This is a genomic window from Armatimonadota bacterium (genome assembly GCA_022563855.1).
Lineage (GTDB): Bacteria > Armatimonadota > Fimbriimonadia > Fimbriimonadales > Fimbriimonadaceae > JADFMN01.
Window position 1 is genome coordinate 36448 of record JADFMN010000013.1, and the last position, 13245, is coordinate 49692.

The window sequence follows — 13245 nt, forward strand, 5'->3', positions numbered from 1 at the left end:
GAATGTACCTCTGAAGGTGGTTTTGCTGTTGGGAGCGCTCCCCCGCTTTCGACAAGTTCTGCAGGCGCAGGCTACGCCTTCCCCCCAAATAAGTCGTATATGACTCATACGACTTATCCTGATGCGCCGCGCTCCCCTATAATCACTGCAGTGAGGCAGTTCTACGACGAGAACGGGTTCTTCGTGGTCGAGGGCGCGCTTTCGACTGCTGAGATAGAGGCTTTGAACAAGGAGACCGTGAAGATCTGTCGCGGCGAGCGCGGCAACTTCGACGGGCACCAGGAGACGACCGACGACGAGACCGACGACGAGGTCATCGGCAAGTACCTCTGCATCCACTTTCCGCACAAGATCTCTCCGTTGATGACCGAGCAGATCAGCCACCCAGCAATCGTCGAGGCACTCACTACCGTGATCGGCCCGAACGTCAAGTGCATGCAGTCGATGCTGTTCGTGAAGGCTGCGGGCAAGCCCGGCCAGGCGTGGCACCAGGACGAGGTGTACATTCCGACCCGTGACCGCTCGCTGACCGGCGTGTGGATCGCGCTCGACGACGCGACGCTCGAAAACGGGTGCCTCTGGGTGATCCCCGGCTCGCACAAGTCCGGCGTGCTGTGGCCGATGCGGTTCCACGAAGACGACCGGTTCGACTGTTCGCACGAGTCGTACCAGACGCCGTACTCCGACGACGACGCGGTGCCGGTGGAGGTCAAGGCCGGCTCGATCGTCGTCTTCAACGGGTACTTGCTGCACCGCTCTTTGCCGAATCGCGCTTCTTCCGGATTCAGGCGCGTCCTGGTGAACCACTATATGAGCGCAGAGTCGCTCCTCCCCTGGATCTGGCCCTCGGAGCCGACCGGTCTGGCCTTGCACGATCACCGCGACATCATCCTCATCGCAGGCGTCGATCCTTATGCGTACAAGGGCACCGAAGAGATCATGAAGCCCCACATCCGCCCTGACGGCGAAGGCGGCTGCGTCGACGGCGTGCGCAAGGACAAGGGGTACGGCTAGATTTCGGAGTGCGCGGACGCGTCCGCGCTTTTGATAGTGGTGGAAATCGTGTTTTGTACTTGCGGATTCGCTTCGGTAGCGCTATGGAAAGCTCCAACGCGTCGGAGCACTCCCGAATCTACTCTGGAGGGTGGCGCTCCTGCGACACCGGCGAACGGCGCGACAGCCCGTGAGCACCCGCTCGGCTCACGAAGACGCTAGCCTTCAACAGCCGCTCGTGCGGCGGCGATGTTCGCCTCGGGAGTCGTGGTCATCGTCACGCAGCCGGTGCTGATCACGAGCCTCTCGCCTCCGGTCTGGGAGATTGCATCCTTAACCTCGGCGGTCACCTCGTCGGGCGTACCGTGCAGCATGACGCCCTCGCGGCCGATCCCTCCGACGACTGCGCCCTTCGTGAACTTCGCATGGCCTTCGCCGAGCGTCGGCGACGTCTCGCGGTCGTGCCAGTTGACCATGTCGACCGGGTACTCGTCGAGCAGCTCGAACATCGGGTCGGGGCCGTGCAGGTGCATCAGCACGTGCGTATCTGAACCTGAGAGCGCGTCCAGCACCGTCATGTCGTAAGGCACGCCGAACTCCCTGTACTGCTCGTCGGTCGCCATGCTCCTTCCGATGTATTGCGTGGCGAAAAAGATGCTGTCAGCGCCGCTGTTCAGGCTGGCGGTGATGTAGCGGGCCATCGTCTCTGCAACGGTCTCCAAGCCCGCCTTCAGCGCATCGCCGTGGTCGCGCATGCTCTCCGCCAGCAGCTCTTCTCCCGCGAGCTGCTTGCCGATCGTCAGCGGCGAGAAGATCGTCTGCAAAACGTGAACGTCCGGCCCGACGCCCTCGCGGACAAGCCGCAGCGTCTCCAACTCCCGCGCGAGCACTCCCGCCTTGAAGTCCAGTGCTGGAAGGGCGGCCCAGTCCCCCGGTTCCTGAACGGCGGGCTCGATGCACTCGCGCGTGCCCTCCTCGTTGTCCTTGTGCTTGAACGTCGCTCCCCAAGCCTCCGCCGGATAGCTCGATGTCGGCGTGACCTTCACCAGGTCGAAATCGAACTGCTTTTGAAAGCTGATGACGGCATCGGCATGCCCTTGCGCAGTCTGATCCTCGTGCGGAAAGTGCCTCCAAAGCGCAATCGGCACCCTGTCGGTCTTCTCCCCTCTGATGGCGGCTTCGATTCGTTCCCTATGCGTCATTGTCGCTTCGATTGTACCGAAGGAGCGAAGCTCAGTTTGGGGGTGCGACCTTGCCTGCGGGGCGCACGTTCTCGCCGGTGGTCTTCGTCAGCGCGTCGCCGAGGTCGCGGCGGGCTAGCTCGGCCAGCCGCAACAGCCGCTCGACGATCTCGGGGTACTCCTCGACCAAATTAACCGTCTCGCCAATGTCGCGGCGCAGGTTGAACAGCGACAGCCCGATCTGCCTTTGCACCTGCCCGGCGCTCTTGCCGCCAACCCCCGGCGCGCCTTCTTGGTGCCGGTGCTGGTGCGGGAGGTGCAGCTTCCAGTCCCCCACGCGCACGGCCTGCAGCTGCCGAGGCCAGTAGTAGAAGAAGTACCGGTGCGGCGAGACGTCGGTCTCGCCGAAAAGCACCGGTGCGATGTCCCTGCCGTCGATGATGCGGTCCTGCGGCTCGGTCGTGCCGGCCAGCCGTGCGATCGTCGGCAGAAAGTCCATGGCGTTCACAAACGTGTCCGAAACCCGGCCAGCGGGCACGCGCCCCGGCCACCAGGCGATGAACGGCTCGCGCATCCCGCCCTCGAACGTCGTCCCCTTCCCCTCGCGCAACGGCCCGGAGACCCCAGCGTGGTCACCGAACGGCAGCCACGGCCCGTTGTCGGACGTGAACAGCACGAGCGTGCTCCTGTCCAGCCCCTCTTCGCGCAGCGTCTTGATGATCTGGCCGACAGACCAGTCCACCTCGACCATCGCATCGCCGTAGTACGTGTGCCCGCTCTTACCCTTGAACGGCTCGGAAACCCCGAGCGGTACGTGCCCCATCGAGTGCGGAAAATACAGAAAGAACGGCCCGTCCTTCTTGCGCTTGATGAAGTCCACCGCGTACTCGGTGTACCGGCGCGTGAGCTGGTCCTGGTCCGCCAGCGTCTTGACCTCCTCGACCGGCTCGTTGCCACGGTAAAGCATCAGCGGCGGCCAGTCCTTGCCGAGCCCCGGCCACATGTCGTTGGAGTACGGCAGCCCGAAGTACTCGTCGAACCCCTGGTTCAGCGGGAGCAGCGGCGGCGTGATGCCCAGGTGCCACTTGCCGACTATCGCCGTGGCGTACCCCTGCCCCTTCAAGATGTCCGCGATCGTGATCTCATCCGGGTGCAGGCCGCTCTTGCTCGCTGGGCCCAGCACTCCCGGCACGCTGACACGCTGCGGATAGCAACCGGTGAGCAGCGCCGCCCGAGAGGGTGAGCAAGCCGGCGAAGCAACCAGAAAATCCGTGAACCGCGTCCCCTCGGCGGCCAGCCTGTCGAGGTGCGGCGTCTGATAATGAGTCTGCCCGTACGAGGAGAGATCGCCGTAGCCGACGTCGTCCAGGAAGATGATGACGAAGTTGGGCCGCTCCTGCGCCTGCGCCAGCCCACCGGCAAGGAGACATAGGGGGATTAGGCTTGCCCGCATGCGGCGAGTTTAGCAGACCGGCTAGCGCGGCAGCCCCGGATAAATCTCTCTGTCCAAGGAGGCGACGACGACCTTCCACTCGTCGTCGATCTTCCTCAGTTCGAGCTCGAATCGGTCTGGAAACGCGCTGTTCTTATCGGAATTCCTAATCAGCTCCATTCGGACAGCGGCTTTGTCTTCGCTCTGCCTAACGGAGTCCTCGATACTGAATTGAAAAACGTAATGCGGCCCAACGACGCTCGTCGTGTACTCCCACTTTTCTCGCAATTCGTCATCGGTGACGCCATCCATGTGGCTCAGCTCCACTAGCACGTCGACATCGCCCTCTGAGAGCGCAGCCATGAACTTGGCGCCAGTTGTAGAGGGCGATTCGCCCGCCAGCACGACGATGAGGATGAGCGCCAAGACGAACGCGCCCAATATGATCGTCAAGTACGGTACGCGCCCCAATCGCTTCATGCTCATGTTGATTCTTCAGTTCCGTTCTACATGCTCTGCAACAACGCTATCGTGAGTTCCGTGTCAATTTGCCACTTTGAAAGCGGCTTTACCATGTAGAACGGCACGAAAGCTTGACCGAACCCTGCCGAAAAGTAGCCCATAGTGACGATCGCGCTGCGCCCCTTGCGCTCGATACTCACAACGCGAATACCCTCGCTGACACCCATCAGATTGAATACGCGAACCTGCAACTCTCGTGCCGATCCGCTCTCAGGGTCCTGCAGCACCACCGCGCTCAGCCGATCTCCGTCGTTGCTCAGCACCGCTACGTGATACAGTTGCAGCGCGCTCTCTGGCCCGCTGAACTGAGCGCTCGCGAACACCGAAATCGTGAGAATCGCCATGACGCCTGCCGCGACGATCGACGATGTCTGTCTGGGGAAACTAGTCAACGAGCGCGATTTTACCAGCCGTGTGAACTCCGATCCTCTTGTCTCGTCCCCTCTCACAGGCCATAATGTATGGGTAGGTGCACGGTATGAGCGAATTCTCACGTAGAGAGCTGTTTCAGCGTGGCGGCATGATCGCTGTCGGCATGATGGCGCCACCTTGGTTGGCTGCGGTTGCAAGAACTGACCTGGTCAAGAGGTCCCTAGGCGGCAAGGCGCCTTCTGAAAACGTACTCGTCGTGTGCCAGTTTTCCGGCGGCAACGACGGGCTGAACACGATCGTGCCGTACGCCGACGCCGAGTACGCCAAGATTCGCCCGACGATCGGAGTCAAGGACGACGAGGTTATCAAGCTGACCGAGTCGATCGGACTGCACCCCGAGATGGGCGGAATCGCCGAACTGTACCAGGAGGGCAAGGTCGCGATCATCCAGGGCGTCGGGTATCCGCAGCCGAATCGATCCCACTTCCGGTCGATGGACATTTGGCACTCGGCCAGTCCGACAGGCAAGATGAAGTACGGCTGGATCGGTCGGCATTTCGATAACGAGCTCTTGGCAGGTCCCGTCAACGCGATTTCCGGGATTGGCCTTTCGGTCGAAAAGCCGAGAGCGCTGAACGCCAAGAACGCGAGCATCCCGTGCTTTGCCAGCCTCGCCGATATCCAGGCGATGGTCGGCAATCAAGACGTTGAGAGGATGCTGAGAGAGATCCAGGGGAAGGAGGCCGAGGCTGGCAGCGCGACGCGAGCCATACAGATGGCGAACAACACGGCGCTGGACGCGATGGCCGAACTGCAGAGCAGACTCTCAACTTTCACTCCTCAACAGACGTACGCCAACGACCGGTTCGGCAATTCGTTCAAGCAAGTCGCCCAGATCGTTGCCAGCTGTCCGCTGACGCGAGTCGTGTACATCAGCGCCGGCGGATTCGACACGCACAGCAATCAGATCGTGAACCACGGTCGGTTGATGAAGCAGTTCTGCGACGCCATTCTCGCGTTCCAGCGGGAGATGGAGGCCGTCGGACGGGCGGACAAAGTGATAACGCTGGTGTTCAGCGAGTTCGGCCGTCGATCGTACGAGAACGGAAGCCAAGGCACCGATCACGGCGCGGCCGGACCGATGATGCTGATCGGCAGCAAAGTCAAGGGCGGTCTGCACGGCCCGCACCCGAGCCTCACCGATCTGGATCGCGGCGACTTGAAGTGGAGCACTGACTTCAGACAGGTGTACGCGACGACGCTTGACAACTGGATGGGCAGTGACTCTGGGACGGTTCTAGGCGAGGACTTCACGAAGCTGGACGTGCTCGAAGCTTAGGTCGAAGACGTTCTCGAACGCCTTGGCGATCAGCGGCATCGCTTCGTCGATCGTCACCTTGCGACCGCACGCCTCGCTCAGGCTAGTCACGCCGTGCGTCGAGATTCCGCACGGAACGATGACGTCGAAGCTGCTCAGGTCGTTGTCGCAGTTCAAAGCGATTCCGTGGAGGCTGACCCAGCGCCGGACCTTGATCCCGATTGCCGCTATCTTCTTTTGGTCAACCCACACACCCGTGTTGACAGAACTCCTCTCGCCCTTTACACCCAGATAGTCGATAGCCCGGATCACCGCCTCCTCCAAGCCGCGCATCCACTTGTGCAAGTCTTTGCCGTGCTTGCGCAGGTTGAAAATCGGATAGACGACCAGTTGGTTGGGGCCGTGGTACGTGACGTCTCCGCCCCGATCCGTCTTGACGACTTCTATTCCGAGACTCGCGTACTCGTCTGCGGAAAGCAGGAGATTCGACTCTTTGTGACTCGCTCCCAGCGTCAACACCGGATCATGCTCGACGAACAGCAGCGTGTCATCGCCGCCTTGCTCCACGTCTTGGGCGATCCGCTTCTGGAAATCCCACGCGGCGACGTAACCCATGTGCCCGAGGTCGATGCAGCGAGCGTTCATGATGCCAACGTCGGGTTGAGCACGAAGTACACCTTGTGACCGTCGATCTGCTCGCGCATCTCGGCGACACGCTCCTCTTTGACGTGCTCAAGAACCGGAAAGGTGATCGCAATGCCGCCGACCGGGGCATCCCGCTCAACGTGAGCTGCAATATCGATGATCTCGTTGAAGGGAACGTCCGATAGCTGCGCCGAGGTTTTTCCGGTATGAATGCCGACCCGAACCCGAAACGGATCGTCGAGACGATTCACTCCTCCGTTGAACCGCGCAATCTCCGACTGGATCTCCTTTCCTGCGAACAGGGCGTCGACGCACCTCGAAAACGTCAGCACGGCCCCGTCGCCCGCCGTCGACAGGACGACTCCGCCCTGGCTCGCCGCGATCCTGGCGACAAGGTCCTGAAAAGCGCGAAAGCTGTACTCGACGTGCAGCGGATCGGCCGAGGCCTTCATCTTCGTGCTGTTCGCGACGTCTACGGACATGACGCACGTCGCCTCGATCCTCGGATTGAGCCTCCATTGAATCTGCACGATCTCCGCCAGCACGATCGCTGGATCTCGCTCCCTGAGTCGCCGATGCCGCTTGGTTTGCTCATCGACGTGCGATGCCATTCCAGACACCACGGCGAGCACCAAGACCCCGGACATGCGCAAGTAGGCGCTGCCCTCGAGGAAGGTAAGCCGAAGCCAATCCGACCCATATTGGCCGTACGGCACCGCTAAGACCATGGTCGAGGCGAGAAACATGAGCCCGAGAGACAGCAGCGCGCGCCTGACACCTCCCGAACCGTAACCGACCCCCAGGTACGTTGTGCCGGCGATTCCGAGCATCACGACCCGGGCCATCGGTGGTACGGAACCTGTAGTCGACAGCGAGCCGAGGAATCCAAGCTCGATCGCACCCAGAAGCAGTCCGATTGCTACCGCCACGATCGGGTAGAGCCGCGACTTGCGCAGGGTGTCGAGCAGATTCAGGTCGCGCTTGAGCGGCTGGCCGTCCGCCTTGAAACCCTTCAGCCGCGCCTGGAGATAGAACAGCCGATCGAGAAGATCCTGACGAGAAAGCTTCTGCTCGTGCCTCTCTTCATGCTTGAGCCGCGCGTATCCGCCAAGCAGCGCTACAGGCCCCATGACGCCAAGATAGACCGCGCCGAGGACGAGCGCCGCAACGATCGGGGGGAACGTACTGTCGGCAGAGAACGAGCCCTGGAAGGTAAGCACCCCAGCAAGACCGAGTGCCACCACCCCCGCCCCGAAGATCGGGTACCGCATCCGGCCGTGCCGGGCGTAACCCACAGCCTGAAATGCCAGCATGACCACTAACGCCGTGGCCTGGGCTCTGAAGACGCCAGCCAGAGGATTGGGCTCGTTCGCCGCTTGCATCGGAGTCGTGAACCACTGCCTCATGAAATCGAAGAGCTGCACCACAGCAAACCCACCGACGAAGGTAGCGATGATGAATGCGTACGGCCTCCCTGTTAGACGCGTCGTCACGTCGCAGACGTAGCTCCAAAGGTTCTCGATTAGCTGCCGGATCGACCGCCAGAGAGCCTCGCGCGTCTCGGAGCGATAGCTCCTGCGCTGCAGAGCGTCGAGCACCTCCTCGACGAACGACTTGGACAGCCCGAAGTCCGCCGCCAGCTGCTCCGCGTCATGTACTACGACGTACGGATCGGCTTTCAAATGGGCGGCGAGATCGTCGAGCGACGACGAAGCCTTTTCCTCGGGAGCCGTCGTAATTTCGGGCAAGACAACCTCTCAGTACAGTACTACCCCAGCGAGCGCAAGAGTTTCCAGTCCTCCTGCCGACCTAGGCGTCACCCGACTCGTGCTCTTCCGGTGCTTTCTTGGCAACAGCCTTCTTCGCCGGAGCGGCCTTCTTCGTAGTCGCCTTCTTGGCTGCCGTAGCCGTCGACTTAGACTTTGCGGGACTCTTCTTGGCCGCTGGTTTCTTGGCAGCGGTTTTCGCGGGTGCCTTCTTCGTAGCGGCCTTCTTAGCCGGTGCCTTCTTCGCCGCCGGCTTCTTCTCTGCCGGCGAACCAGCGGCCTTGCTCGTTGCGCGGGACTTGCGAGCTGAACCCTTGTTCGCCTTCAGCTCCTTGATAACTGCCCGGACGTGCTTTGCCTTGCGGTGTCGCCTCTGCCGAAGCTCCTTGTTGCGAACTCTCATACTGTGATGCCGAGGTTACCCTCTCAACCGGTCCGGCCTATGCAAAGCCGCAGCACAGTCGTACCCGTTGACCAGTTCCGAGGGCGCTACTCCTCCTGCTGCGACGGTTCAGCGACAACGGCTTGCCTGCGACTGCCGAACCAGAAGAATGCGGCCAGGCCGCCCACGATCATCACCCCTGCCGCCACCTGGGCTCTCGTCATCACGTCGCTCCACGCGTACGCGGAAGTGGCCAGACCCCGCGCTACCTCGTCGTCTGTACCCGCACGCCAAAACTCGTAAATGTACCGGCTGACTCCGTAAGCGACGACCGCGGCGACGAACGATTGGCCGGGGACGAGCTTTCGGCGCTCCAACATGGACAGAACTCCCGCTCCGACCAGAAGCATCGCAGAGTCGAAAATCTGGGCGGGCGTGAACTGATAAACGTACGATCCCTGAAACACGCCGTACCAGGCGTCGGTCGGACGCCCGTAGCAACAGCCGTTCATCAGACACGCCACACGGCCAATCGCCCCTAGAATCAGCAGCGGCAGGCCGATGATATCGAACATCGACGACAGCGGAATCTTGGCCCGCCAAGACCACACCCAGATTCCGATCAGCGCGAACCCGATGCCCCCAAAACTTGTCAATCCCGCGAACTGAAATGTCCACAGTTCGTCAGGATGGCCGGAGAAGTCTTCCCAGTGCTGGGCGACGTAAACGATCCGGGCGCCGAGGATTCCTGGGATCAACGCCCATATCAGGACGTCGTACAGGCTCTCCGGTTTGACGCCGTGCCTCGGTGCGCGCCGACCGGCGAGCCAGACTGAGAACATGAGGCCCACCGCAATGATGAGCCCGAACGTCCCAACCTTGAATCCGAAAACTGTGAAAAGATCAGGGTGCATTCATCCGAAAGGATAGCAGACCACCAGTGACTACGATTGGGCTTGCCGACCGACTCAACCCGTCTATAACGTCGCAAATCGCCGCATCATCTCGAGGTACCGAACGGTAGCGCCCAGGGCTCTTTCTTCCTCGTCGGCGGCATGATACAAAATGATGATCTGGCTCCAAGCTTCGCGAACGTGGTGTTCTCGACTGATCAAGAATCGGCGACCAGCATCCTCGCTCGGATCGACGACCGTCATGAGGTGTTGATCGATCGCGTCCTCGAGCAGTGCGGCAAGCTGTAACTCCATCCCTTGTCGCCGCGCGGAAGGAAGAAACTCGTACAGCGTCGCCATCAAGATCGGTCCTTTGCCGCCGGCGGAGGCGTCGAACGTTGACCTCACCAGTCGAATGCCCTCTTCGACGTCGCCTAGCTCCGCAGTCGCTTCGGCCAGTCGCAGCGAGTCGTTCACCCGGCGATCCTCAGATTCAGCGTGTTCAACCGCGACCGAGTACAGATCGTACGTTGCCTGCCAATCAGGTATTTGGCGGAAAAGGTCTCCGTACATCCACGCCTCGTCTGGCGCCACGGCCTTGACATCAACGTCCGCAAGGAGGTCCACGACGTAGTCGCGCAGTATCTCGCTTCCCTCTTCCGGGCTGAGCTGACGTCGTAGAATTCGATCGTCAACTGTGCTGCGAGCGCGGCCGAGTCGCTTCTGTAGAGCCTCTGGACCTACCGCGCTGGCCTCAACGTCTTCCTGATTCGGCAACTGGCCAAATTGACATCCGGCGAAAGCCATCGAAGCAACAAGGAGCAAGCCCGCCCGCCCGGCCTGCGCCTTTATTCCTCGGCGGTGGTCATCCATGTTAAGCCACCGCCGGGTTGCCTGGCGAATGCTACGCGTCATGCTCGTGCGACCCCATTGGAGAATCGTGCTGAATCGAAAAGCGAGTCGCGATAAATTTCACCGCCACAGTAAGTTAGAACTGGTTTTCCCCTCATTTGCATTCCATGGAACGGCGTATTCTTGCCTTTCGAGAACGTTTTTTGCACGTCGAATGTCCACTCAACGTTCGGATCTATGACCGTCAGCTGAGCAATCGGAGTTTCGCCTGGTTTCAGCGTGCCCGCCTCGAGCCGCAGAATCTCTGCGGGCTTCGTGCTCAACTTCCTCACCGTCTCGAGAGGCGAAAGCACTCCCTTGTGCGTCGCATGAGTCAACGTCACCCCGACCGCGGACTCTAGCCCGACCATCCCGAACGGCGCCTCCTCGAACGGCACGTCAACCTCGTACGGCGCGTACGGCGAATGGTCGCTGGCGATGCAGTCGATCGTGCCGTCGTGCAACGCTTGAAGCAGGATGTCCACGTCAACGTCGGTCCGCAGAGGCGGGGTCGTCTTGAAGTTCGGGTCGAACTCTCCGACGGCGTCCTCGGTGAGGCAGAAGTGGTGCGGGCAGATCTCGCAGGTAACCGGCGCGCCGAGGTACTTGGCCTGGCGGACCATCTCGACGGCGCCCCACGTGCTGACGCGAAGGATGTGGATAGGGCAGCCGGTGTTCAAAGAGAGCAGGCAGTTGCGCATCACCATGATCTCCTCCGCGCTCCTCGGCATGCCCTTCAACCCGAGCATCGCGCTGACAGCGCCCTCGTTCATGCTGCCGTCCAAAGTCAGCGAGAGATCCTCGCAGTGCGCCATGATCGGAAGGTCCAGCTGAAGGCAGAACTCCATCGCTCGCTTCATCACGCTGGAATCTTGAACCGGATGTCCTTCATCGCTCGCAGCGATGATGCCAGCAGCCTTGAGGGCCGCCAAGTCGCTGACCACCTCGCCAGCCTGCCCTACCGTCAAAGCTCCGACAGGTGCGACGAACACGCCGCCCGCTTCCGGCGACGCGGCGCGGTCAAAAATGAAATCGACGAGAGCCGGAGTGTCGAGAGGCGGCGTAGTGTTCGGCATGCAGCAGATCGTTGTGAATCCGCCGGCTGCCGCAGCCTGCGTTCCGGTCTTGATGCTCTCTCGATACGTCTCTCCTGGCTCGCGCAGGTGTACGTGCATATCGACGAGCCCTGGGCACAGCCACAGACCTTGGCAGTCGTAAACATCGTCCGCGCCCGTCTCATTGACCTCGCCTCCGATCTGGCTGATCTGTGCGCTCTCCACGACGACGGTGCAAACCTCATCCATCTCCTGCGATGGATCGAGGACGCGGCCGTTCTTGAAGACTGTTTTCACTCTCCGCCCTCCCCGTTGCCCGACGATTGCGGATCTTGATACATCCAGGTCAAGACCGCCATTTTTACGAAGATTCCGTTCGAAACTTGATCGTTGACGCAGCTCGCCTCGCTATCGGCAACCGAATCGTCGACTTCGATCCCCCTGTTGAGCGGACCTGGGTGCAGAACGATCGCTTCGGAATCGGCGTACCGCAGGGTCTGTCGGTTGATCTGATACAGACGCCGATACTCCCCGACCGAGCTGAGCAAGCCGTCCGTCATTCTCTCCTTCTGCAGTCGCAGGCACATCACCACGTCGGCTCCGGCGAGCCCCGACGGCAGATCGTAGAACACCGAGCCGGGCAGCTTGCCCGTGTGACTCGGTATGAGCGTGCGAGGACCGACAAACCGGACGTCGGCGCCCAGCTTGTGCAACAGCCAGGCGTTGCTGCGCGCAACGCGGGAGTGCAGCACGTCGCCGACGATCGCGACGGTCAGTCCCTGGATGTCGCCCTTTCGCTCCAAAATCGTCAGCGCATCGCCCAGCGCTTGGGTCGGGTGCTCGTGCTGGCCGTCTCCAGCGTTCACGACGGGACCGCCGAAGTACTTGGCGGCGAGCGTCGCACCACCGGACGACCTGTGCCGAATGACCAGACCTTCCAGTCGCTCATATCGCAGCGTCAGAATCGTATCCTTGAGCGTTTCTCCCTTGCTCATCGAGCTGCCGGTACCCGAGAAGTTGACCATGCGGTACCCGAGGTAGTTCGCTGCCTGCTCGAACGACACCCGCGTCCGAGTCGAGTTCTCGAACAGCAGGAGCCCAATGACTTTCGGCTCGATCCCCTTCAGCGGCTCGCGGCTCGTGACCGCCTCCTTGTAAGCCGCCGCGACGTTGAGCAGCTCGGTGATATCGGTTGCTTCCAGGTGGCGGATGGCGAGCAGATGCTGACTCATTGAGCTGCAGCCTCCCGCTCTGCGGCCGTCCGCAGAACCACCCTGTCCTCGTCGTCGTCCTCGCTCAACAGCACCTCGATATAGTCGCTGTTCTGCGTCTGCACTACCTTGCCGGCGTAGTCAGGCTGGATCGGAAGCTCGCGGTGCCCACGATCGACCAGAACGGCCAGCTGTACGCTCTTGGGCCGTCCGATCTTTACGAGCGCGTCGAGAGCCGCTCGGACGGTCCTGCCGGTGAATATGACCTCGTCTACCAGGATTACGCGCTTCCCTTCGACGCGAAAAGGTATCTCGCTGTCATCGGAGTCGACGACCGTGTCATCGTCGCGGCTCGACCTCGCGTCGAGCTTCCCGCAAGGCACCGTCGTGCCCTCGATCTGAGTCATGGTGAACGCCAGCCGCTTTGCGACCGGGTATCCGCGCCGCAAGATGCCAACGACGACGAGATCTTCGGCGCCTTGATTCGACTCCAATATCTCGTGCGCCATGCGGCCGAGGGTTCGGCGCATCGCGGCGGCGTCCAGAACGACGACGCTCATCGACCTGATTATGGCCGGGCAGCG

The 13245-nt window shown here is 61.4% G+C and carries 14 protein-coding genes; 2 read left to right on the top strand and 12 right to left on the bottom strand.

Translation table 11 applies throughout. The features are described 5' to 3' along the window. Positions 1–99 precede the first annotated feature (99 nt). Positions 100–1014, top strand: a complete 915-nt coding sequence (locus tag IH944_13485; protein MCH7905562.1) for a phytanoyl-CoA dioxygenase family protein — start codon at positions 100–102, stop codon at positions 1012–1014. A 197-nt stretch (positions 1015–1211) separates the two neighbouring features. On the opposite strand, the gene IH944_13490 is transcribed toward IH944_13485, so the two are convergent. The 4 genes from IH944_13490 to IH944_13505 are packed head-to-tail and all read right to left on the bottom strand — an operon-like array spanning position 1212 to position 4520. Next, positions 1212–2195, bottom strand: a complete 984-nt coding sequence (locus IH944_13490; GenBank protein MCH7905563.1) for a uroporphyrinogen decarboxylase — start codon at positions 2193–2195, stop codon at positions 1212–1214. Between the two features lie 31 nt (positions 2196–2226). After that, positions 2227–3627, bottom strand: a complete 1401-nt coding sequence (locus IH944_13495) for a sulfatase (GenBank protein MCH7905564.1) — start codon at positions 3625–3627, stop codon at positions 2227–2229. 21 nt (positions 3628–3648) lie between these two features. After that, the gene (locus tag IH944_13500; GenBank protein ID MCH7905565.1) at positions 3649–4092 is read right to left on the bottom strand and encodes a hypothetical protein; all 444 of its coding nucleotides are present in this window, start codon (positions 4090–4092) and stop codon (positions 3649–3651) included. Between the two features lie 20 nt (positions 4093–4112). Further along, positions 4113–4520 carry a hypothetical protein gene (locus IH944_13505; protein MCH7905566.1) on the bottom strand — a complete coding sequence of 136 codons (408 nt, stop codon included), beginning with the start codon at positions 4518–4520 and terminating at the stop codon, positions 4113–4115. 86 nt (positions 4521–4606) lie between these two features. On the opposite strand from IH944_13505, the gene IH944_13510 reads away from it, so the two are divergent. Next, a complete protein-coding gene (locus IH944_13510) occupies positions 4607–5839 on the top strand; it encodes a DUF1501 domain-containing protein (GenBank protein MCH7905567.1) in 1233 nt (410 codons plus the stop codon). Here IH944_13510 and lipB read toward each other — a convergent pair. The 8 genes from lipB to pyrR all read right to left on the bottom strand — a co-directional run bounded on the left by lipB (position 5798) and on the right by pyrR (position 13221). Then, positions 5798–6463 (bottom strand): lipoyl(octanoyl) transferase LipB, encoded by a 666-nt coding sequence (lipB, locus tag IH944_13515; GenBank protein MCH7905568.1) that lies wholly within the window; start codon positions 6461–6463, stop codon positions 5798–5800. The two genes, IH944_13510 and lipB, sit on opposite strands and share 42 nt — an antisense overlap. Then, the gene (locus IH944_13520) at positions 6460–8211 is read right to left on the bottom strand and encodes a hypothetical protein (protein MCH7905569.1); all 1752 of its coding nucleotides are present in this window, start codon (positions 8209–8211) and stop codon (positions 6460–6462) included. Before IH944_13520 ends, lipB begins: the two co-directional genes overlap by 4 nt. Positions 8212–8272: 61 nt before the next feature. Next, entirely contained in the window at positions 8273–8632 is a 360-nt protein-coding gene (locus IH944_13525; protein MCH7905570.1) for a hypothetical protein, read from the bottom strand. A gap of 86 nt (positions 8633–8718) precedes the next feature. Then, the gene (locus tag IH944_13530) at positions 8719–9525 is read right to left on the bottom strand and encodes a prolipoprotein diacylglyceryl transferase (protein MCH7905571.1); all 807 of its coding nucleotides are present in this window, start codon (positions 9523–9525) and stop codon (positions 8719–8721) included. A gap of 63 nt (positions 9526–9588) precedes the next feature. Beyond that, a complete protein-coding gene (locus IH944_13535; protein ID MCH7905572.1) occupies positions 9589–10377 on the bottom strand; it encodes a hypothetical protein in 789 nt (262 codons plus the stop codon). A gap of 38 nt (positions 10378–10415) precedes the next feature. Beyond that, positions 10416–11747 carry a dihydroorotase gene (locus IH944_13540; protein ID MCH7905573.1) on the bottom strand — a complete coding sequence of 444 codons (1332 nt, stop codon included), beginning with the start codon at positions 11745–11747 and terminating at the stop codon, positions 10416–10418. Continuing rightward, the gene (locus tag IH944_13545) at positions 11744–12682 is read right to left on the bottom strand and encodes an aspartate carbamoyltransferase catalytic subunit (GenBank protein MCH7905574.1); all 939 of its coding nucleotides are present in this window, start codon (positions 12680–12682) and stop codon (positions 11744–11746) included. Before IH944_13545 ends, IH944_13540 begins: the two co-directional genes overlap by 4 nt. After that, positions 12679–13221, bottom strand: a complete 543-nt coding sequence (gene pyrR, locus IH944_13550) for a bifunctional pyr operon transcriptional regulator/uracil phosphoribosyltransferase PyrR (GenBank protein MCH7905575.1) — start codon at positions 13219–13221, stop codon at positions 12679–12681. The genes IH944_13545 and pyrR overlap by 4 nt, the downstream gene beginning before the upstream one ends. Between the last annotated feature and the right edge of the window lie 24 nt (positions 13222–13245).